General features: G+C 39.8%; 17 protein-coding genes. 6 read left to right on the forward strand and 11 right to left on the reverse strand.

Annotation, left to right across the window (positions count from 1 at the left end; translation table 11 throughout):
- The first annotated feature begins 45 nt into the window (after window positions 1–45).
- Window positions 46–1,644 carry a B12-binding domain-containing radical SAM protein gene (locus tag H6G18_RS08840; protein ID WP_190406726.1) on the forward strand — a complete coding sequence of 533 codons (1,599 nt, stop codon included), beginning with the start codon at window positions 46–48 and terminating at the stop codon, window positions 1,642–1,644.
- Between the two features lie 101 nt (window positions 1,645–1,745).
- Here H6G18_RS08840 and H6G18_RS08845 read toward each other — a convergent pair whose 3' ends face one another.
- The 4 genes from H6G18_RS08845 to fni form a co-directional block, all read right to left on the reverse strand.
- Window positions 1,746–2,639, reverse strand: coding sequence for a LysR family transcriptional regulator (locus H6G18_RS08845; RefSeq protein WP_190406727.1), 894 nt, complete (start codon window positions 2,637–2,639; stop codon window positions 1,746–1,748).
- A gap of 448 nt (window positions 2,640–3,087) precedes the next feature.
- Window positions 3,088–3,627: a GNAT family N-acetyltransferase gene (locus H6G18_RS08850; protein WP_190406728.1), complete on the reverse strand. Its 540-nt coding sequence runs from the start codon at window positions 3,625–3,627 to the stop codon at window positions 3,088–3,090.
- 20 nt (window positions 3,628–3,647) lie between these two features.
- A complete protein-coding gene (gene sppA / locus H6G18_RS08855; protein ID WP_190406729.1) occupies window positions 3,648–5,477 on the reverse strand; it encodes a signal peptide peptidase SppA in 1,830 nt (609 codons plus the stop codon).
- Between the two features lie 64 nt (window positions 5,478–5,541).
- On the reverse strand, window positions 5,542–6,591 hold the full coding sequence (gene fni / locus H6G18_RS08860) for a type 2 isopentenyl-diphosphate Delta-isomerase (protein ID WP_190406730.1): 1,050 nt from the start codon (window positions 6,589–6,591) through the stop codon (window positions 5,542–5,544).
- A 784-nt stretch (window positions 6,592–7,375) separates the two neighbouring features.
- Here fni and H6G18_RS08865 point away from each other — a divergent pair.
- The 4 genes from H6G18_RS08865 (at window position 7,376) to H6G18_RS08880 (ending at window position 12,831) form a co-directional block, all read left to right on the forward strand.
- Window positions 7,376–8,179: an SDR family NAD(P)-dependent oxidoreductase gene (locus H6G18_RS08865; protein ID WP_190406731.1), complete on the forward strand. Its 804-nt coding sequence runs from the start codon at window positions 7,376–7,378 to the stop codon at window positions 8,177–8,179.
- Window positions 8,180–8,292: 113 nt separating this feature from the next.
- Entirely contained in the window at window positions 8,293–8,970 is a 678-nt protein-coding gene (locus H6G18_RS08870; RefSeq protein WP_190406732.1) for a DUF305 domain-containing protein, read from the forward strand.
- Window positions 8,971–9,169: 199 nt separating this feature from the next.
- Entirely contained in the window at window positions 9,170–10,153 is a 984-nt protein-coding gene (locus H6G18_RS08875; RefSeq protein WP_190406733.1) for a LysR family transcriptional regulator, read from the forward strand.
- Window positions 10,154–10,410: 257 nt separating this feature from the next.
- Complete coding sequence (locus H6G18_RS08880) at window positions 10,411–12,831, forward strand: sucrose synthase (RefSeq protein ID WP_190406734.1); 2,421 nt, start codon at window positions 10,411–10,413, stop codon at window positions 12,829–12,831.
- A 59-nt stretch (window positions 12,832–12,890) separates the two neighbouring features.
- Here H6G18_RS08880 and H6G18_RS25190 read toward each other — a convergent pair whose 3' ends face one another.
- Window positions 12,891–13,211, reverse strand: coding sequence for a peptidoglycan-binding domain-containing protein (locus H6G18_RS25190; RefSeq protein ID WP_313954426.1), 321 nt, complete (start codon window positions 13,209–13,211; stop codon window positions 12,891–12,893).
- A gap of 801 nt (window positions 13,212–14,012) precedes the next feature.
- Window positions 14,013–15,104 carry a calcium/proton exchanger gene (gene cax / locus H6G18_RS08890; protein ID WP_190406735.1) on the reverse strand — a complete coding sequence of 364 codons (1,092 nt, stop codon included), beginning with the start codon at window positions 15,102–15,104 and terminating at the stop codon, window positions 14,013–14,015.
- A gap of 611 nt (window positions 15,105–15,715) precedes the next feature.
- Between cax and H6G18_RS08895 the strand changes: the two genes are divergently transcribed.
- Window positions 15,716–18,451 carry a DUF3536 domain-containing protein gene (locus tag H6G18_RS08895; protein ID WP_190406736.1) on the forward strand — a complete coding sequence of 912 codons (2,736 nt, stop codon included), beginning with the start codon at window positions 15,716–15,718 and terminating at the stop codon, window positions 18,449–18,451.
- 69 nt (window positions 18,452–18,520) lie between these two features.
- Here H6G18_RS08895 and H6G18_RS08900 read toward each other — a convergent pair whose 3' ends face one another.
- The 5 genes from H6G18_RS08900 to H6G18_RS08920 all read right to left on the reverse strand — a co-directional run bounded on the left by H6G18_RS08900 (window position 18,521) and on the right by H6G18_RS08920 (window position 22,387).
- Window positions 18,521–18,769, reverse strand: coding sequence for a hypothetical protein (locus H6G18_RS08900; protein ID WP_190406737.1), 249 nt, complete (start codon window positions 18,767–18,769; stop codon window positions 18,521–18,523).
- 40 nt (window positions 18,770–18,809) lie between these two features.
- Window positions 18,810–19,055, reverse strand: a complete 246-nt coding sequence (locus tag H6G18_RS08905; protein WP_190406738.1) for an HNH endonuclease — start codon at window positions 19,053–19,055, stop codon at window positions 18,810–18,812.
- Between the two features lie 4 nt (window positions 19,056–19,059).
- Window positions 19,060–19,440, reverse strand: coding sequence for a KGK domain-containing protein (locus H6G18_RS08910; protein WP_190406790.1), 381 nt, complete (start codon window positions 19,438–19,440; stop codon window positions 19,060–19,062).
- Window positions 19,441–19,515: 75 nt separating this feature from the next.
- A complete protein-coding gene (locus H6G18_RS08915; protein WP_190406739.1) occupies window positions 19,516–21,975 on the reverse strand; it encodes a dynamin-like GTPase family protein in 2,460 nt (819 codons plus the stop codon).
- Between the two features lie 208 nt (window positions 21,976–22,183).
- Window positions 22,184–22,387, reverse strand: a complete 204-nt coding sequence (locus tag H6G18_RS08920; protein ID WP_190406740.1) for a hypothetical protein — start codon at window positions 22,385–22,387, stop codon at window positions 22,184–22,186.
- Window positions 22,388–22,392: the final 5 nt, after the last annotated feature.

Raw genomic sequence — 22,392 nt, forward strand, 5'->3', positions numbered from 1 at the left:
TTGCGTAAGTCCTACAGAGTAAACCAAAATCGCATCAAGGATTTCATGAAAGCACTATTGCTCTACCCTCGGTTTCCTCAGTCGTTTTGGTCTTATGATCGCTTCATGGAAATTGCTGGACTTAAAGCCGTCCTACCGCCATTGGGGATTATTACAGTTGCAGCCCTCTTGCCACAAGACTGGGAAATTAGATTTTGCGATCGCAATGTTAATCTGGAAACTGACGCTGATTGGGAATGGTGTGATTTGGTAATCCTTTCAGCAATGTTGGTGCAGAAACCAGATTTCCACGCCCTGATTCAAAAAGCGATACGTTTAGGCAAAAAAGTAGCAGTCGGCGGCCCTTACCCTACTTCTGTCCCCCAAGATTCCCTCGACTCTGGAGCGCATTATCTAATTCTAGATGAAGGAGAGTTGACAGTTCCTAAGTTTTTAGCAGCACTAACCCAAGGGAAAGAGCAAGGAATCTTTCGCTCTTCGGAAAAGCCTGATGTCACCCAAAGCCCAAAGCCGCGTTTTGACTTGCTGCAACGGGATGCTTATTTGATGATGGCTGTCCAGTTTTCTCGCGGTTGCCCTTTTAACTGCGAATTTTGCGATATTATTGTTCTCTACGGTCGTAAACCACGGACTAAAGAGCCTCACCAAATCATAGCCGAGCTACAGAATCTTTATGATTTAGGCTGGCGAGGTTCACTCTTTATCGTTGATGACAACTTTATTGGCAATCAACGTAACGTCAAACGCTTCTTGCGAGAATTGATTCCTTGGATGAAGCAGCACAATTACCCGTTCACCTTCATAACTGAAGCTTCTGTGAATTTGGCAGAAGACGATGAACTATTGCAATTAATGAGTGAAGCAGGTTTCTATGCAGTTTTTCTCGGTATTGAAACCCCTGACCAAGATAGCCTACAAGTAACCCAAAAACTACAAAATACTCGCAATCCCTTAGCTGAAGCCTGCCGCAAGATCAACGACGCTGGTATGCTCATCTATGCAGGCTTTATCCTGGGATTTGATGGAGAACGCCCAGGCGCAGGAGAAAGAATTCAAGCTTTTGTAGAACAAACCAGCATTCCTCAACCAATGCTAGGTATCCTCCAAGCTCTACCCAACACAGCCTTATGGAACCGTCTGCAAAAAGAGCAGCGTTTAATAGAGGGTGTTGGCGTGACTGAGGTGGGAGACCAAAACACTTTGATGAATTTTGTCCCTACCCGTCCCGTTGCTGAAGTTGCGAGGGAATATGCAGAAGGCTTCTGGACGTTATATGAACCTAAAAACTATCTCAGACGCTGTTTTCAGCAATGTCTCAGCATTAACTCGCCCTCACAACGAAAGCAGACCATGCAATTTTCTCCCGGTAAGGGGTTGCGCCTCGTTGCTCAGTTAATTTGGCTCCAGGGCTTACGAAGACCAGAAATTCGTTTACAGTTCTGGCAACAACTATGGACGATTTTACGAAGAAAGCCCCAAGTTCTCAATATGTATTTAGGTCTATGCGCCGCAGGAGAACATTTTTGGGAATACCGTACTTTAGCTAGAGAAAGAATTACTCAACAGTTAGGTTATGACCCATTGGAAGTGGTGATACTACCTGATTTTCAATCCTCAATTCAGGAACTTACCCCTTTGAAATAAGTAATTAGTTAGGCGCAAATATTTATAACTATGTAAAGACAAATTAAGTGTAGGGTGTGTTGTCGCGCAGGACAACGCACCGCCAGGAATTAAACATTTATTTAATATGTACATTTAACTAAAGTATGAAAGTCAAAATCCCTTAGCATTTCCAGAAATTTGAACACAGCCGGAATATGTAAAGAATCAGATAGAACAGCTACACCCATGACTCTTTCTAAAGGCTTTGGTAAGCTATAAACTTGTATTTCTGAAGGAATTGGTACAGCTGCTAAACGAGGCAGAATTGCTGCTGTTAATCCTTGATTGACCATGCTGACAATAGTTGAATCTTCTTGAATGTTGCTGGTGGTGTTAATAAAAGATGCTAAATCTTTCAAATGCTGATGAAGAGATTTAGCACAAGGTAGACAAGACAATATTACTGGTGAATATTCAGCGATATCTTCCCAAGTAATTTGATGATGATTAATTTTGGCTTTTGGTGGTAATAAAGCAACGTATTCATCCCGCACAATTTCCCAGGTTTTAAATTCATCGCTAGTGGGTAAATAGGTGACACCAATATCAGCGCGTCCTTCCCGCAAACAATTTTCGACATCTAGATAAGAAAGACATTCAATAATTGTTACACCCACTTCGGGAAATTGTTCGTGAAACTGAGCGATCGCTTTTGGTAATAAATGAGTAGCTACACTGCGAAAAGCCGCTACTCGCACATGACCACCATGTAACCCTTTATGTAGGTTGGCTTCTTGCTGCATCATTTCTAAATGCTGCATCGCTTGGCGGACATGATGTAAAATTCTCTCGCCTGCTGGTGTTAACACAGCACCATGACGGCCTCTAGCAAATAAAGGTACACCCAATTCTTCTTCTAGGGTAGCGATCGCATGACTGACTGCCGGTTGTGTAAGCTGTAATTCTAATGCTGCTTCACTAAAATTACCACACTCTGCTACTGCAATGACGGCGCGAAGTTGGGAAATTTTCATAGGCATTTAATTGTAGAAATAGAAAATGATTCGGTTGCCTATTTGTTCTCTCATGGTTTGAATATTTTGGACTTTATATTTCTTATTCTGACACTTTTGATATTATATAAATCATATTTATAGAAACTATATAAGCCATAATTTGATTACTAATTGAGACATTGTTAAAGTTCTATTTATTGAGCGAATGTCACGAGTAATCTTATGCAAGATGATATCAGATGTCTACAATCTAAAGACATAGAAACACCAAACAGCATACTATTGGGACATAATTCTTGCTGGAGAAAGTTACATAATATTTGGCAAAATCTCTTAAAAATAATACGAGTAAACCCAAATGAAATACAAGTCAGCAAAAAAGTAGACCGTTACGGCAATCAATATTGGTACGCATACGACCCTGTAACAGGTAAATCTTTTGCATCAGGTTCGGAAGTTGACATATCTATGTGGATTGAACAGCTTTACAGGTAATAAAACTATGACAGAGTTTCATTTTGTAAGAGATACCACCAACTCGGTTAATAACTTCACTACCAGGAATTTTTTCCCAGCCAAGTCGTTGATATAAACGCAAGGCTGGGTTTGAACTTCTGGTACTGAGTGAGATTGAAGGATAAACGGTTCTGGCGGTTGCTAACAAATGTTTGAGTAACTGAGTACCAATACCTTGATTTCTGTATTCTGGGAGAACGGCGATCGCCAATTCAGGAGTGCGATCGTCTACGTAACCATATCCCTGATGTTCACTCGTTAGCAACCGCAACCATGCGGCTCCCACTGGCTGATTAGTATTGACTAGGGTAGCCACAAAACCCATATCATCTTTTAATCCCCAGTTTTTTACATATTTTGTCAAATCAGGATGATTCATTGCATCCTGCACAGTTAAATTACCTTCTTCTGCCAGGTGCGCTGCTTCGTAAAGCATTTGCCAAAGAAAAGGCTCTTCTTCTTGTATCAGTGGACGAATTACGTAATTCATACGTCAGATACAACTCACAACTACTCAATTTTTAGGTTAAAAGGCAACCGTGCATAAATGCCTTGGGGGTCGTTCATTCTCTGCAAAATAGCCATTTCCTGTTGCAGTTTTTGAAATTCTATTGTTAGGGGATCATTTGGTTTACTTACTAATTTTTCCACCCCTAACTTATTACTAATTTCTTCAACTGCTCCACCAAAAAGGCGAGCTTCCAAGGAACTTTCTCTGGGATATTCTTGTAATTGCCAATTTTGACCTAGTTTCGCTTCCTTGGCAGCATATTCTATAGCAGCATTTAAACCACCGATTTCATCGACTAAACCTATTTGTTTCGCTGTCACACCAGACCAAACTCTACCTTGGGCAATTTCTGCTACTTTTTGTGTGGGTAATTTGCGACCTTGGGCAACTTTGTTGACGAACATATTGTAAAGGCGGTCAACACTGCGCTGGTAGATTGCTATCTCTTGGGGTGATTTGGGACGGGCAACGGTTTGATTATCAGCATAACGTGCAGTTTTGACGGAATCCCAGGTAATACCATTGTCATTTGCTAGCTTCTGCCCGTTAACTAGCACGCCAAATACACCAATGGAACCTGTAATTGTATTAGGTTCAGCAAAAATGCGATTGGAGTCTGTGGCTATCCAGTAACCACCAGAGGCGGCATAATCACCCATAGATACAACAACAGGTTTGACCTCACGAGTCAGGCGGACTTCTCGCTGCATGACTTCTGATGCTGTGGCGCTACCACCAGGAGTATTGATTCGCAAGACGACTGCTTTGACATTCTCATCTTGCCTGATTTTATTCAAGATTCGGGCAAAGCGATCGCCTCCTATTTGTCCACCTTCACCTTTACCATCGACAATATCCCCTTCTGCGTAAACTACAGCAATCTTATTCTGGGAATTACGTTCTACACCTAGAGATTGTCCAGGTACTTGGGCATATCGACGTAGACTAATTTGAGTAAATGTATTTTCTTTTCCATCGCTACCTGTTAATTTTTTCAGGTCGGCGACTACTTGATCGCTATATACTACTTGATCAACTAAGCCATTGGTTTTAGCTGCTGCTGCCTCTAAGAGTGCCTCATTATCGGCGATCGCTTGTAGTTTTTGTGGACTAATTTTCCGGCTATTGCCAACTGTAGTCCGCCAGTCTCCCCAAACATCGTCTAATAATTTCTGGATTTGTTCGCGGTTCTCTGGACTGAGTTTATCTAATACTAACGGTTCGACGGCTCCCTTAAATTTACCGGCGCGCACAACCTGAACACCAATACCATACTTTTGTAATGCTCCTGATAAGAACATTGGTTGACTACTTAAACCGTTGACCTCTATTCTACCCAAGGGATTAAGGGCTACGGTATCGGCTACTGAACTCAGATAATATTCCTGTTCTCCCCAACCCACACCATAAGCTATTACCTTTTTCCCTGATTTACGAAATTCTTCTAAAGCTTTGCGGATTTCTCTCAGGGAGGCAAAACCTAGATTATTGCTTCCACGACTACCATCTAGGTAGATAGCAACAATCCGGCGATCGCGTCGTGCTTTTTCTATACTATCGAGAACATTGCGGAGTGTCATCCTCTCTTGTGTCACACCGGAGAGTCTGTTTTGCAGTTCTTCGCCAGCGCTGGGTTCCCTATCGGTGATATTCATCGACAAGTCAAACACCACCACTGATTTATCTTTGACTACTGGGCCTGTATTGCTAGAACTAGCAACAGCAAATAATAAAAATAAAAGTCCTGTAGTACTGACACCAGCGAATATAAACAGTCCTAATAAAGTACCTAGTAAGCTGGCAAGGGTTTGTTTAAGGAAGTTAGCCATTAGTTATTTAATCATTGGTCACTGGTCATTAGTCCATAAAAATCATGACAGACTAACTACTCATTTATTGTAGGTGCTGTAAACTGCCAGAGTGTTTTAACTGATGTAAACTGACGTTGCCAGTGCAAAATAATACTGTAGTGATTTCTGCGATTAATACCTCAGCTAAGTCATGCAAGGCGGCTTCTGATTCTACGGCTGCTTGCAGGAAAGGCATAGCTAAACCAGCCATATCTGCTCCTAAGGCGATCGCTTTGGTGACATCAAGTCCATTACGCAACCCACCGGAGGCTATTAAGGGGATATGGGGGGCGATCGCTCTGACACTGGTAATACACTCTGCTGTGGGTATTCCCCAATCTGCAAATGTTTTGCCTAACCGTCGTTGCATCGCGGTTTCTGCCCTTTCCCCCTCTACTTTTGCCCAAGAAGTACCACCCGCACCAGCCACATCAATTGCTTGGACTCCCGCAGCAATTAATTTTTCTGCCATTGCCCCGGAAATACCATTGCCTACTTCTTTCGCAATCACCGGCACAGATAATTTACTGCACAAATTATTTATTTTGTCAAGTAATCCCTGAAAATTCACATCACCCCTTGGTTGAATACACTCTTGTAGGGGGTTGATATGCAAAATCAAAGCATCTGCCTCTAGCATATCTATGATTCGCAGACATTCATCTAAACCATACTTATAGTTAAGCTGTACTGCACCCACATTAGCAAACAGCAACACATCGGTTGCATACTTGCGAATAGCAAAAGTTTCAGTCACCTGGGGTTTCTCTACTGCTACCCGTTGGGAACCCACACCCATCGCCAATTTGTAGTGTTGGGCGAGTTCGGCTAAACGCTGGTTGATAATTCCTGCTTGTTCCGTTCCCCCAGTCATAGAAGAGATTAACAATGGTGCGCCTAAGTCTTTACCGAAAAAAGTCGTGCTGAGATTAATATCGTTGCGGTCTATTTCTGGTAAGCAACAATGGGTGAAGCGATAGCGTTCTAATCCATTGGTAGTTTCACGGAACTGTACGTCTTCTTCTAAGCAGATACGGATATGATCTGCTTTGCGTGATTGGGTTTGAGCCGAGTTGCTAGTGGGTGCGTTCACTGGTGGGTATGATTTATGGCTTGTGATTACTATTGTATAGACATTGACCGAATTTAATTAACTCTTGAGTTACCATTTAACTCTTGTATATGTATTTTTACAAATTAAAATGTATTAAAAAAATCTCCATATTGGAGATAGTTATAAGTCAATAAAATTCTGAGTTTGGTAGTTATTTTGAACAGTCAGTAACTAAAGTAATAGATGAATTTGTAACTTTATTCATAATTGATATTTTACAAAAGTATGTTTAATTAAGAGAGTCTGAATAAACTTAGTAGCCCACTAAATCATGAGGCGATGGGTAACAAACACTCTACGGACACTTAGATTTTCAATAATTAAGCAGGATATTATAGCAAATTATGCTAATAAATATTGCCGTCATATATAGGTTATTATGAAATAGCTAGAGTTTTGATTTTAGGAATAGATATGCTCTCATTACAATCAACACAATAATGAGCAGAAATTATTTTTAAGATAGCGTATCTTTATACAAAATCAAAACTATCAATTAGATATAATTTTGGACGGCTTGCTCGTGTTGATCAAAAAAAGCAGCATGGATAATGTATGAACTGTGAATAAATGTCTGGGCTTAAGTCACCTAGTAATTAATTCTCTTTTCTCAACTCTATCTACACTGAGACTTTTAATCTACTGAATTCTAATTCTAGAGTTATCACTTCATTTTTTGAACATAAGTATACTCCGTAATCATCAATTCATTTTTTTGGTAATACAGACCCAGTTAATTTATTGAAATCACCCAACATCTAACATGAACAAAACACATGAATACCAGTACAAAAAGTTTGCTCTCATTACTGGTGCAGCTAGTGGGATTGGTTATGAATTAGCGTATATTTTTGCTCAAAATAATTACAACCTTGTTTTAGTAGATCGGGTAGAAGAAAAAATTCAAGAAATTGCGGTGACATTCCCAAAAGAATTCGGTATTTTTGTCAAATCTATTGTCAAAGATTTATCTAAACCAACATCTCCTGAAGAAATTTTTCTAGAGTTACAACAAGAAAATATTAAAGTTGATGTGCTGGTTAATAATGCTGGATTTGGTACTTATGGATTATTTAATGAAACTAACCTGACGGATGAGTTGGAAATGCTCCAGGTAAATGTGGTATGTACTACCCATTTAACTAAACTATTCCTGAAGAATATGGTTAAGCAAGGTGACGGTAAAATCTTAAATGTCTCTTCGGCTGCGGCTTTTCAACCAGGCCCTTTGATGGCAGTTTATTTTGCTACTAAAGCCTATGTCTTATCTTTTTCAGAAGCACTGGCTAATGAATTGAATGGTACAGGTGTCACTGTAACAGTTCTTTGTCCAGGAACAACACAGTCTGCCTTTCATGAAAGAACGGGGATGGCTGATTCTAAGCTGGTCAAGGGTAAAAGGATGATGGATGCAGCAACGGTAGCTCATATTGGTTATGATGCTTTGATGCAGGGCAAAACTATCGTTATTCCTGGTTTAATCAATAAAATATTCGCCAAAAGCATAAGATTTATCCCCAGAAATTTAGTCACTAAAATTGTCAGAAGTATGCAAGAAGATAAATAATTACAGGGAAATAAGGTTTATTTAATTCATGTTTAGCAAGAAAGGGGTTGACTCTCTAGCTGACTGGAGAGTTCACAATGAAATTAGAAAATCATTTTGGAGATGATATCTAGATGCAACTCCCTTCTCTCAAAAATAGCTTTTTGGCGTTTAGCTTTGTAGTGGTGACATCCCTAACAGGTGGAGTTTTGACTGCTTGTTCTACAACTTCTCAAGCCGAAAACAAAAACCCCGAAACTACTACAACTGATATCAGTAATCATCAGCATTCCCATCACAGCATGGAAATGGATTTAGGGCCAGCAGATGCTAACTACGATTTGCGATTCATCGATGCCATGATTATGCACCATCAAGGGGCAGTGGACATGGCAAAGGACACACAACAGAAGTCCAAACGCCCAGAAGTCAAAAAGCTAGTAGATGATATTATCAAAGCCCAAAACCAAGAAATCTCTCAAATGAAGCAGTGGCGAACAGCTTGGTATCCCCAAGCAGGAGATCAGCCAATGGCTTATGATGCCAAAATGGGTCACATGATGGCAATGTCATCTCAGCAACAACAAGCCATGATGATGAGTCTGGACTTAGGTAATGCTGATGCCGAATTTGATTTACGCTTTATTAACGCGATGATTCCCCATCATGAAGGAGCTGTAGTGATGGCGCAAGATGCTTTGCAGAAGTCTCAACGCTCGGAAATTAAAAACTTAGCTCAAGCAATTATTAAAGAGCAGGAAGGTGAGATTAAGCAAATGCAACTGTGGCAAAAGAATTGGTATAACAAGTAACATTATTTTCGGTAATAAAAGTTATCAACAAAAAGCGATCGCCCAACTCTAAATCAAGCGATCGCTTTTTTGTGGAGGTTAAAGAATTAGAGATGAGAAAGTTAGTCAGTATTACTATTGGTTCCTCACAAATTCCTCATAATTATTATTTTAGTATTTAGGTATAGCTACTTACAGGTTGATTCTACAACTAATTGATATGGACAGTTATCTAGATTTAATCCACAGAGATAGCCTTTTAAATTCATTGAGTTTAGAACATCTGAGAATTTTTGAAGCAACCGTAAGACACAGAAGTTTTACCCGTGCAGCCGCAGAATTATTCACTACGCAGCCTTCGGTATCACGTCATATTAAACAGCTAACTGAAACAATTGGTCTGCCATTATTTGAGTATGTAGACAACCGTATTCATTTAACAAAAACTGGAGAGGAACTTTTAGTAATTTATCAGGAAATATTTCAGCATTTAGAAAATTTTGAAAACAAGGTGATTGATTTAAAAGATATAAAACATGGTCAATTAAAGGTTTCTGCTGTCAAAACAACTAAGTATGTTATTCCGAAGTTGCTGCTACCATTTTGCGAACTTTATCCTGATATCAAAATTTCCCTGGAATTTACCAACCATGAAGCGTTATTGACAAGGATACAAAAAAACTTGGATGATTTCTATATTCTTGGCTATCCGCCAACAAAAGAAGATATGGAAGTCAAACCATTTCTCGATAATTTTCTGGTAGTAGTTGCTCCATCAAATCATCCTCTTATTAATAAATCTCATATTTCTTTGGAAAGTTTAGCAGCAGAACAATTGATTATGCGAGAACAAGGTTCAGAAACTCGCATGGCTGTAGAGATGTTGTTTGCTGAACATGGAATGAAAATGCAAATTAAATTAGAGGTTAATAGCAATAATGCAACTAAACAAGCCGTGTTAGGAGGTTTAGGTATTACAGTTTTATCGATACATAGTTTAAATCCTGAATTACAACAAAATCAATTATCCGTTTTAAATGTGGAGGGATTTCCAATTATTCAGCAGTGGAAGATAATCTATCACAAGAATAAGTGGTTGTCTCCTATTGTTAATACTTTTTTAGAATATTTACAGAAAGAATGTGTAGGGAATAGATGTGAGAATTTCTCACTCAGTCCCAATAACTCTTTTAAGTCATGCTAATACTATTATTTCTCAGGAAATTATTAAATGTATAAAGTATGCCCAGGGTATAAAAGATTGTCTGTCTTTAGTTAGAGCCAATAATACCTAGTTATCGATATTCTAAGTAAATAAGGAGACGAATTAATACATCTGATAAAAACACAGGTAGTTAGTTTATCTGTGTTTTTTGGTGTTTGGACGTTTCCATATTCTAGGTTGTAAGCTTGCGCTACCCTAGAAGGCAAATAGGTTAAACCTTCATTTAAGGGGTGAATATGTCAGAATTGATTCAAGCAATCTTAAATAGTGAAGAAAAGAATGATTTGCGTGCTTTTATTAGTGAGTTACGTCAGCAGGAGAAAAATTACTTGCTACGTAATGATATCTTGAATGTGTATGGTGAATATTGCTCTAAGTCCCAGAAACCAGAGACGTTTTATAAGTTTTCCAATCTTGGTAAACTAATTTACTATACTCAAGAAATCATTCAAGAAGATTCCAATTTTTGTTTCATCATTCGTCCTAAGATTGCTGATCAAGAAGTATATCGACTCACCGCAGATTTAGATGTGGAATCGATGACAGTGGAGGAACTGCTAGACCTGCGCGATCGCCTAGTCAACAAATTTCATCCCAATGATGGTGACCTACTAGAATTAGATTTCGGCCCCTTCTATGACTACACCCCAACCATCCGCGACCCCAAGAATATTGGTAAGGGTGTGCAGTTTCTCAATCGTTATCTATCTAGCAAACTCTTTCAAGACCCCAAACAATGGCTGGAAAGCTTATTCAATTTCTTGCGCCTGCATAATTACAATGGCATTCAGCTACTCATAAACTATCAAATTCAATCACAACAACAATTATCCCAACAAGTTAAAAAAGCGCTCAATTTTGTCAGCGATCGCCCCAACGACGAACCCTACGAACAATTTCGCCTGCAATTGCAAACTATGGGTTTTGAGCCTGGTTGGGGTAACACAGCTTCTCGTGTACGGGATAGCTTAAACATTTTGGATGAATTGATTGACTCTCCAGACCCCCAAACCCTAGAAGCCTTCATCTCTCGTGTCCCGATGATTTTTAGAATCGTCCTAGTGTCAGCTCACGGTTGGTTTGGACAAGAAGGGGTTTTGGGTCGTCCTGATACTGGTGGTCAGGTGGTTTACGTTCTTGACCAAGCGAAGAATCTAGAAAAGCAACTGCAAGAAGATGTCATACTCGCTGGTTTAGATGGGTTGAACGTCCAACCCAAAGTCATTATTCTCTCTCGCTTGATACCCAACAGTGACGGTACTCTTTGTAACCAAAGGTTAGAAAAAGTCCACGGTACAGAAAACGCCTGGATTCTGCGTGTACCTCTGCGGGAATTCAACCCCAATATGACGCAAAATTGGATTTCCCGATTTGAGTTTTGGCCCTACTTAGAAACCTTCGCCGTTGACTCAGAACGAGAATTATTGGCAGAATTTCAAGGCAGACCAGATTTAATCGTGGGTAACTATACTGACGGGAACTTAGTCGCGTTTCTGTTGGCGCGACGGATGAAAGTTACCCAATGCAACATCGCCCATGCTTTAGAAAAATCCAAATACTTGTTTAGTAACCTTTACTGGCAAGATTTGGAAGATAAATATCACTTCTCTTTACAGTTCACTGCTGATTTAATTTCGATGAATGCGGCTAATTTCGTTGTCAGCAGCACCTATCAAGAAATTGTTGGTACACCGGATAGTGTAGGACAGTATGAGTCTTACAAATGCTTCACCATGCCGGAACTGTACCATGTAGTGAACGGGATTGAATTATTTAGTCCCAAATTTAATGTCGTACCGCCTGGGGTGAATGAAAATTCCTACTTCCCCTTCACACGCACTGAAGATAGAGTAGAAAACGATCGCGATCGCCTGGCGGAAATGCTGTTTACCTTAGAAGATTCTAGCCAAATCTTCGGCAAACTCGACGATCCAACCAAGCGCCCTATTTTCTCAATGGCGCGACTTGACCGCATTAAAAACCTCACAGGTTTAGCAGAATGTTTTGGTCAAAGTAAAGAATTGCAAGAACATTGCAACTTAATTTTAGTTGCAGGTAAGTTGCGTGTTGAAGAATCAGGCGATAACGAAGAACGGGATGAAATCGTCAAACTTTACCACATCATTGATGAATACAATCTACATGGCAAAATTCGCTGGCTAGGTGTACGCCTATCCAAAAATGACTCCGGTGAAATTTATCGTGTCATTGCTGATCACCAGGGTATTTTTGTGCAACCAGCATTATTTGAAGCCTTTGGTTTGACAATTCTGGAGTCAATGGTTTCTGGATTACCAACATTCGCCACTCAATTTGGGGGGCCATTAGAAATTATTCAAGATAAAGTTAATGGCTTTTACATTAACCCCACAAATTTAGAAGAAACCGCCACAAAAATTATTGATTTCGTCACCAAATGTGAGCAAAATCCCAACTATTGGAATACAATTTCTCAGCAAGCTATTGACCGAGTATATAGTACATATACTTGGAAAATTCATACAACCAAGCTATTAACCTTAGCCCGAATTTATGGCTTCTGGAACTTTACCTCCAAAGAAAACCGTGAGGATTTGTTGCGCTATCTTGAGTCTTTGTTTTACTTAATTTACAAACCCAGGGCGCAACAACTACTAGAACAGCACAAGTATCGGTAACTAGTCATTAGTCATTAGTCATTATTTTTTGCTTTTGACTATTGACTATGGACTTTTACCTATCTTGTCAAAGAGTTCCAAGTATTGAAGCCTACTACCCCATCTACTGCGAGATTGCGCTGAACTTGAAAAGCTTTGACAGCAGTTTCTGTCAGCGCACCAAAATTTCCATCTACTCTAATAGCGTAACCCTTAGCTACTAATAACCGTTGTAAAGCCCGCACAGCAACACCAGAATTACCAAAACGTAATGTTGGTAAATTTCGGCGGATAGTAGACCTTCTAGCAATCACAATATCGTTACGAAACTGCTGGGCTATAAGACCTGGTTCACGGGGAAATTTGACCTTGACGGCTTGAAAATTTTTGAACTCATCCACGCTATATAAGTCTTTTGCTAGAACCTTTTGTGTTTTTTTTATGAGAAATTTGTAATTTTCCGGTTTGTAATTCGCTTTAATAGTTGAGTAACTTTCATTAAGCTGCGTGAATTCAGGTGGCGTGATTTTTGCATTTGATATTAACTGATACGATTCACCCTGTGTTGAGTTTTTCACGCCATTGTCGAGCTGAATTGCAGGCTGTTTCAGTACAATAGACGTAGAAGCTTGTTTTGTTGCTAATACGCCCGTCATCAGCAAGACAATTTCATTCATGGTAATTGATGTGACTATCACCCATAATTCCTTTCACGGAAAAAAATAATTATTCCGGAATAAGACGTACTTAAATGTCATGAGTTAAATTTGGAGCCATAGCAAATAATTCAGAATTTTATAGCTAAATTCTGAATATATTATCCCTTCTGTCTTCTGAGTCATTACTCTGGTTAATGAACCAGGTTTTAATCTGTTTTAAGTCTTGTTTTGCTACTTCATAGGGTTTAAAAAAAGAAAAGGACATTTATCTAGATGTTCAAGAACAATAAACTCTAGATACAAAGAAATTTATTCCACCCTAAGCGGTATATATCCAGAGGGAATTTGGCAATTGGAGATGTACAAATTACTTATATTGCAATCAAGGTATTAATAAGTACTTTTAGTCATAAAAATAATGTCAAATTTAGTACTTTATTCTACTTTTTGCCAGATAAAGAGGAAGATAGAAATAAAAAGCGATCGCTATCCATCAAGTAAAAGATCATAGCGATCGCTGGTAAGCTTAATTTTGGCTAGATGCTACCCAATTCCACTGATAGCCGGGTGAAAGTAAAAAGCGAACCCTAGTACTGCATAAGCAGCTAAAAGTAATGTGCCTTCCAACCAGTTGGATTTACCATCAGAACTGATGCTGTTGGCAATTAGCACCGATACGACTACAGCCACTAACTCAAAGGGTTGAAAATCTAAATCCATTGGCTGACCAAGTATCCACCCAGCAATAACTAATACTGGGGCGACAAATAAGGCAATCTGCATACTTGAACCCACCGCCACGGAAACGGAGAGATCCATTTTATCTTTCATGGCGACGGTAACGGCTGTGGCGTGTTCGGCGGCGTTACCGACGATGGGAACTAGTATCACCCCAGTAAATAGTGCTGTTAAACCTAACTGGGATGTAGCGACTTCTAGCGCATCGACTAATAATTCTGACTCCACAGCTACAAGCAGAGTACAAACTAACAGCACACCAGACCACAAAAACATATTGGGTTTGGGGTGAGGATTTTCCTCTGTTTCTATTTCCGCGATACCCACATCATATAGATAGGCGTGGGTTTTCATGGAAAATAACAGCGTTAGGGCATAAACCAAAATTAATACTACAGCAACAGCTACAGATAAATATTGTAGGGTTTCTTCCCCTATTCCCTTGGCTGTGTAGTTCATTGCCGTGGGTAGCAACATGGCAATGACTGCTAAATTCATGGCTGAAGCATTTACCCTAGCCACAATTGGCTGAAAAGTTTGTTCTTTGTAGCGCAGTCCACCTAACAACATGGAAAGACCCATGACCAGCAGCAAGTTACTAATAATGGAACCAGTGATGCTGGCTTTAACGACATTCACTAGCCCGGCGTTTAAGGCTACTAAAGCAATAATTAATTCCGTTGCGTTACCAAAGGTGGCATTTAACAATCCCCCTAGCGTCGGCCCGACAACTACAGCGATTTCTTCGGTCGCTGCACCCATCCAGGCCGCTAAGGGCAGAATTGCTAAGCCTGCGGTGATGAAAACAATCAAGTCTCCCCACTCTAAATAGTGTGCTGCTAGAGAAACGGGGATAAATAGCAATAGGACGAGAAAAAAAAGGTTTTTGCCTGACATTTGTTACTTTTAGTTGAGCGATCGCTCACATTGTTCTGTGATAAATCAAAATATACAAAGAGTTGACAATCAGACTCTAGGATACTCTCAAGTGTGTGTAAACTTGCTCAGGAATTATACCGTTCGTGCTTTGGTTCGACATTTGTAAACTAAGATTGCAATTTATCAATATTCCGCAATCTTTTGTTGCAAAACTATTAAATGGCAGCGTAATTTTACACCCGAAAATAGGTTTAAATATTAAAAGACAATTAAGTTTTTCATTGGCATTCCCAAAGACAAAACCCTTAACTGAATACCAAATTGAAACAAAAATGCGACAGTTTGATTCGCACAACCCAGCTATAGGAATTAATTACCATATCCAAAATCCACAATCTAAAATAGTACGAGGCGTTGTTCAATGGCTGACAATTTTGTTACCTTGAAAATACAGCTTGAAAATAACGCAGATTTATTACCATAGTGAGACAGTTTTTTTCAGAATTCAGCTGTATCCTGTATCCATTAGTTTTTCTCTATACCGGATTTTGTATTCAAATCGTTGTAGAAAGATTTGACTCAAGTATCTCCGGCATACGTATAAGTTTTTTGAGTTGGAATAAATATACATGACATCTGCTGAAATGCCAGTTACCCCTGGCGCAATATCAACAGCCCAGATAACAGCCAAAGATACTCACCAAAGCGATCCCCGAAATCTAGCTACAGGTGTGTATGTGACGGTGCATGGTCACTTTTACCAGCCACCAAGAGAAAACCCTTATCTAGACTCAATTGAACGCCAACCCAGCGCTGCGCCCTTCCATGATTGGAATGAGCGCATCCACTGGGAATGTTACCGTCCCAACGCTTTTGCCAGGATCTTGAATGACCAAGGCGAAGTGACGGGGATCGTCAATAATTACGAATATATGAGCTTTAACATCGGCCCAACGCTGATGTCTTGGCTCGAACGGTATGATCTGGAGGTTTATCAACGGATTTTGGAGGCGGACGCGAAAAGCTGTCAACGTCTGCAAGGTCATGGGAATGCGATCGCGCAAGTCTATAATCACATCATCATGCCCTTGGCGAACGAACGGGACAAACGTACCCAAATTCGCTGGGGTAAAGAAGACTTCCGCAGCCGCTTTGGACGTGATCCCGAAGGAATGTGGTTAGCAGAAACAGCCGTAGATTATGCAACCTTAGAAGCTTTAGTTGCCGAAGGTATTCGCTTTATTGTCTTGGCACCATCACAAGCGCAAAGATGTCGTCCTTTCCCTTCAGAAAATGATCCCCAGCCAGAATGGTACGAAGTTGGTGGTAGTCAGATTGATCCCACCCGTCCTTATCGTTGCTATTTGAAGTCTAGACTGAGCGCTAAATCTTCACTTCTTAGTTCAATAAAAGACAAATCGATTGCAGAGACCAATCCCCAATCTCTGCAAGAATTACCTTATATAGACATATTTTTCTATGATGGCCCCATCTCACGAGACATGGGCTTTAGTGATGTTGTCTATAACTCTCACCACTTTGCCGGACGGATTGGTTCAGCAGTGCGTGGGGATCATCGTCAATCACAATTGATATCTGTAGGTACAGATGGAGAAACCTTCGGACATCACAAAAAAGGCACAGAAAAAACTATCGCCTATGCCTTTATCAAAGAGTTTCCCAGCCAAGGTTGGACAGTCACAAACTTTGCTCACTACCTCAGCCTAAGTTCTCCTACTTGGGAGGTAGAAATCAAGCCTGTAACAGCTTGGAGCTGCGCCCACGGTGTGGATAGATGGCAAGAAGACTGTGGTTGCGGTGGCGAAGGTGGTATTTGGCATCAAAAATGGCGGCGGCCGTTGCGGAATGCCTTAAATTGGCTGCGGGATCAGTTAGTAGAGGTATTTGAGGAATATGGTAATCAATTATTCCGCGATCCCTGGCAAGCAAGAGACGAGTATATTCAAGTAATCCGTGATCGCTCTCCTGCCAATATTAGCCGTTTTCTCTCCCGTCATCAAACCCATAAACTCACCGCCGCCGAACAAGTAGACGCTTTGCGCTTGTTAGAAATGCAGCGTCACGCCTTATTTATGTTCACCAGTTGCGGTTGGTTTTTTGAAGAACTATCACGCCCCGAAGGAACCCAGATTCTCCGCTACGCCGCCCGCGCCTTGGAACTGGCTGGAGATGTCGCCGGTGTGCAGCTAGAAAAAGGCTTCCTCAAACGTCTGGGTTTAGCCCCTAGTAATGTAGACTCGTTCAAACACGGTGGAGAAGTTTATCGTCAACTTGTACAAACTGCCCAAATCAGTTTTAAACAAGTAGCCGCCCATTACGCCATTTCTTCCCTATTCAACAATCAAAACTCCCAACCTAACCCTGTTGTCCCGACACGTTTAAACGCGGCTTCACAACAACCAAAACTCAACACTCACCAAAAGCGGGTTTATTGCTACACCGTCAATGAGATAGATTACCAACTGCAACGGATGGGATCATTAACTCTAGCAGTTGGTAATTTAAAACTCGTGTCGGAAATTACCTGGGAAAGCGAAAACTTAGTATTTGCCGTGCTGCATTTAGGCGGTTGGGATTTCCACTGCTGCATTCAATTATTTACCGGACGACGTGACTACAGCCAATTGAAAGAAAAGCTGTTTGCATCACTACAACAAGCTAGCGCCGCCCAAACTATCTTGGCGATGACACAGATATTTGGTAACGAAACTTTAAGCTTGCAAAATCTATTTGCTGAAGAACGTCATCGAATCATGCGGTTACTAAGTCAAGAAACCCTGACACGGCTAGACCAGCTATATACTCAGGCATACCGTGATAATTATGGTGTGTTGATGGCGTTTCACCGGGATGAACTCGCCGTACCGCAAGAACTGCAAGTGGCGGCGGAGATTGCTTTAGGATATCGCTGTATGACAACATTGCGATCGCTAGAGCAAGACATCACCGAACCGCAACTGAGTTGGAATCACGTAGTAGAATTAGAAGCGATCGCTACTGAAGCTAAACATCTGCGTTGTCGCTTAAATATTCCTGAAGGTAAGCAGATGCTAGAGCAGCTAATTCTGCGCCTACTCTGGAAATTACTACACGATGCCAACGGCAGTTTTGCCACAGATATACAATGCTTAGAACGGCTAATTAATGTTAGCTATGAATTAAATATCGGCATTTCTTTACATCAATCTCAAGAACTGTACTTCAGTTGTCTGCAAAGTCAAATAGTACCTCTGTGTCTAACTACTCAAGCTAATAAAGAAGACATACATCAGTGTCTACAACTGCTTAAATTAGGGCAGAAATTAGCAGTTGATGTCAGTGCAATTCTGAGTCAATTAAAGTAAGAAAGCCAAAAATTCCCAACTCCCGAATTTATTCAATAAATCCGGGAGTTTATTTTTTACAATTACGAATTAATTCATATTTGGGCGTTCTTCACAATGGTAAGGATAAAGCCACTCACACTTAAATAGTCCACCAGATTTTTTCTCAAAAAATGTCCCAGCATGACGACTTTTAGATATATTTATGCCTGCTTTTGTTTTAATCTCATATAGCCAAGGGAAGGCTGCTATTAAAGCAGCTATGATAGCGAAAGAATAAAAAACTCTGGTTTTAAAGTTGTGGGGTTTACGGGAGTTGCTGTTACGGTTTTGAGGCATAAGTCTAAAACTGACAGTTAATCCAAGCCTTCATGTTAGCTTAAATCTCAAAATGTCGCCGGAAGCGTGGGTCAAGTTTGTCAGTCTTGCGTTGGTTGCAGGTAAAACACAAAGTATGTAAATTACTCATATCATTTTGACCACCACGAGCCAGAGGGATTATATGGTCAATACTTAAGTCAGTTTCCAAACCTGTTTTACCACAACTTTGACATTGATATTTGTCCCGTTGAAATACATATTTTCTAACTTCTGGCGGTATGCGAATCCGAGGAGTTTTATTCATGATTTTATTCATTAATCATGCGACGTAAATCATCAAGCGGCGATTCAGTTTCATTAACAATAGATTCATCAGGAATAAATTCTATAGTTACTTTGATTCTTAATTTTCCTGTTTGCCAACCTTTAGAAGCAGGCTTTAATACTTCACAATCTACACCTTCATCAAACCATTTATGAGTATATCTATAAAATTTATTTCCCACCAAATAACCACCAGTGTCTATAGATATACCATAGGAATTTAAAGCATTATGTAATTCCTGCGCTAACTGCTCAGAAAAAGCTTTTTTAATTCCTTCCTTCACCTGAACAATTTTAAATACCTTATCTTTAACAGATAAAGCATCATTATCATTACAATTACTAAGATTAAAATTTTCTTCCATCACAGCATAGGTAATCAAACGTATCTTATAATCACAAAAAAGCCCGCCCGCGCGGACTTTACAAAACCCTACATCCTAAACCTGTACCACCCCATCTAACAACCCATCAGAAATAATCACACCATTAGTAGCCGCAATCTGATCAACAACACCTAACTCACCAAGATTAATCAAAGGTAATAAATGGTCATATAACTGCATGGCTTGTAAGCAACTATTAATATTAGCAACCGCCGAATTATACACATCAATCTTTCCTTTTATCACATCCAGCAAACGGTTATTATTAGCAATTTTCTCCTCCGCTTCTTGTTGCAAAGTTTCCTCTAAATAAACCCTCGCTTGTGAGTATTGCTGTAAAATCTCATCTCCTTGTTTTTCCGCCATCGGTAACAATTGATTTTTGAGTATCTGATTAATAGTTTGACGAAAAGTTTTGCGGATAGTATGAGAAACCTTTGGCTCAAAATCTAACTTTAATAATTGCCTAATTGCTGGTTCTGCTTCCACCATACTTTCACTATCATAACTTTGAGAAGTTTGCAGCAAAGTTTGACGAAATTGATATATAGAAAAAGTGTCCTCATCATAAAATTTAGGACTTTCTCTGACAAAGCGATCGCATTCTACACTAGCTGCATCTACTAAAGATTGAGTCACACGTTTTTCTAAAGCTTTTAGCTCTTGTTCAATCCCCGCATCATTACCCAGCAAACGATACAACTGACGATAATATTCTGATTTGCGGATTTTGGTCATGAATCTTTGGAAGAAATTATTAACTACTTCCTGAGAAGAAACTATTAAAATATCTTCTAATTGATTCGCTAAATAATAAAACGCTTCTACTAAAATTGCTAATAACGGTGCTGTAGCATTGCGTGGATGACTGAGAGTTGCACGGCGATAAGCATCAGCTACAGAAAAAGTATCTAACAACTCATCTAACCGACGAATCATCCGCGATTGTAATTGCCGAAAATCAGCTTCAAACTCATCACAAGAATTATTAATTACAAGATTAATTTCCTCTGTAATATGTTGATTAAAATCCTTACCAACTTGTTGTAACTGCTGATTTAGACGTTGTAATTCCTGTGCCTTCATCATCTCAATTTCACGCGGCTGACTATCTAAGTCACGATGCAAAGTCTGATAATGTTTTTTCAGTTTAATACAAATATCTTCCAAGTCATCAGCTAGATTTTTAAAAAGCTGTGGACGCTTTTCTTCAGTTAAGTAACGTGTAATAGCTGCGCGAAATTCCTCAATTCCACTATCTTGAATCAATTGATTAATTAAAGGCGTTCCCTGTTCACCTAAAATCCGCACATAATTTTGATTTGGTGTTTCAAAACCATTAAGAGAAATCCGAAAATGGCTAGAGGCTAACTTACCGGAACTTACACAATAGTTATTAAATGCGTAAACAAACTGTGGTGTTTCTTCATTCCCATTTAAACTTTTGGCGCTTTCTCCAAAGATAGAATCTAAACCAAATCTATCTTGAATACTCGTCTGTTTAACTTGACTCCCATAAAAACCGAGTAATCCACTGGTTTTGTAAACTCGGCTGGTATCCCGAAACTGCCCATTGATTAAATCATCCAATCGTTGCCTTAGCTGGGTATTATACCAAGTTTCATCGATGCGATTGAAGACATAAAACACTCGATCGCGTATTCCCCCATTTTGCCGCATCTTTTCCAAAAGTTCCGTTTCTTCCTTCGTCATATCACCAGCCGAAGCAGGTTTTAACACACAAACCACCGCCGAAGTATCAGGATGTTGTATCTTTGTATAGGTTAGTTGTGCATCCTTCTCCACTGGTGCATCAATACCAGGGGTATCGATAATCACATTCCCATCTTGCAACAGAGGATGGTTGCAATAATATTCAATCTGCTTTAAAACTGCACTATTACTACCACGCCGTGCATATCCAGCCGCTTCTTTGAGATTGGAAAAATTAAAATGTTCCATCGAATATGTAGCATTATTTACCGTATGAATATATTGACGGTTCGCCTCATATCCTTGCAGCAATAATATTAATGCTTTAGCTTGTTTTCCACGTTCTGATTTACTCTCACCACCCTCATGCTGAATAATCGCTTCACAGCCTTGATGTAATAAGCTAACGACTTCAGCCTCATTAATATTAAGTACTGTTGTAAATCCTAACTGTTGACACAGGGAAGTTGCTTGTTCTCGAATTTCTACCTCACTCAAAAAAGTTAAAACTACCCGTTCCTTATCTAATTCTGCATAATCAATTTTGCACTCTGTACCTGTAGCGTGTCCTTCTGCACTGTATAGCAATTCCCGTTCTAACAGCGCATTAATCAGCATTGATTTACCTGCACTAAACGCACCAGCAAACACAATTTCAAACTTAGGAGAAATCGCTTTAGCTAGAGAAGTTTGTACAGATGTAACTTCTTGCGATCGCAAAGATGATTCTTGCTGTAAAAGTTTTAGTATGACCTCGACTTGTTCTTTTAAATTGTCACACTGAAAAAGCAAACCTGACATAAAAGCACCTATAAGCTTCTATGTAAAATTTACCAAAAATTTTATACTAAAACTTCCGTATTAATACTTGCAAAAAATAAGTAGATACAAGCAGATAAATGTTTATCCTACTCAAGTTCTTTGACTACTTCCCCACAGAGCCTACTGGCGTAGCAAACTTTAAATAGCACATAAAACATAGTTCTTGTGGGATGGGTATCTTGCTCATCTAATCTACCACTTTCAGTAGTCCCTTTTGCAAAGCAGTAAATACTCGGCTGATTTGCTGTCGTTCAGCTTCGTTTAAGCCCTCTTTTGAGAGTAATGTAGACATTAATAACTGCTGGTCACGGCGGGAGATTCTGCCAATAGCAAATATACGCTCAAAAACTGTTTCTAAAGAGATTTGGGTAGAGGGGCTAGTAATTTGCATATTCC

Origin of the sequence: Anabaena subtropica FACHB-260, assembly GCF_014697105.1 — a bacterium.
In the GTDB taxonomy this organism is placed as follows: domain Bacteria; phylum Cyanobacteriota; class Cyanobacteriia; order Cyanobacteriales; family Nostocaceae; genus Trichormus; species Trichormus subtropicus.

Coding starts and splice junctions, on each gene's coding strand:
- H6G18_RS08915 (WP_190406739.1), bottom strand. CDS start 21,975: ATGTCAGGTTTGCTTTTTCAGTGTGACAATTTAAAAGAACAAGTCGAG.
- H6G18_RS08880 (WP_190406734.1), top strand. CDS start 10,411: ATGTCAGAATTGATTCAAGCAATCTTAAATAGTGAAGAAAAGAATGAT.
- cax (WP_190406735.1), bottom strand. CDS start 15,104: ATGTCAGGCAAAAACCTTTTTTTTCTCGTCCTATTGCTATTTATCCCC.
- sppA (WP_190406729.1), bottom strand. CDS start 5,477: ATGGCTAACTTCCTTAAACAAACCCTTGCCAGCTTACTAGGTACTTTA.
- H6G18_RS08845 (WP_190406727.1), bottom strand. CDS start 2,639: ATGAAAATTTCCCAACTTCGCGCCGTCATTGCAGTAGCAGAGTGTGGT.
- H6G18_RS08865 (WP_190406731.1), top strand. CDS start 7,376: ATGAACAAAACACATGAATACCAGTACAAAAAGTTTGCTCTCATTACT.
- H6G18_RS08920 (WP_190406740.1), bottom strand. CDS start 22,387: ATGCAAATTACTAGCCCCTCTACCCAAATCTCTTTAGAAACAGTTTTT.
- H6G18_RS08905 (WP_190406738.1), bottom strand. CDS start 19,055: ATGAATAAAACTCCTCGGATTCGCATACCGCCAGAAGTTAGAAAATAT.
- H6G18_RS08900 (WP_190406737.1), bottom strand. CDS start 18,769: ATGCCTCAAAACCGTAACAGCAACTCCCGTAAACCCCACAACTTTAAA.
- H6G18_RS08870 (WP_190406732.1), top strand. CDS start 8,293: ATGCAACTCCCTTCTCTCAAAAATAGCTTTTTGGCGTTTAGCTTTGTA.
- H6G18_RS08910 (WP_190406790.1), bottom strand. CDS start 19,440: ATGGAAGAAAATTTTAATCTTAGTAATTGTAATGATAATGATGCTTTA.
- H6G18_RS08850 (WP_190406728.1), bottom strand. CDS start 3,627: ATGAATTACGTAATTCGTCCACTGATACAAGAAGAAGAGCCTTTTCTT.
- H6G18_RS08840 (WP_190406726.1), top strand. CDS start 46: ATGAAAGCACTATTGCTCTACCCTCGGTTTCCTCAGTCGTTTTGGTCT.
- H6G18_RS08895 (WP_190406736.1), top strand. CDS start 15,716: ATGACATCTGCTGAAATGCCAGTTACCCCTGGCGCAATATCAACAGCC.
- H6G18_RS08875 (WP_190406733.1), top strand. CDS start 9,170: ATGGACAGTTATCTAGATTTAATCCACAGAGATAGCCTTTTAAATTCA.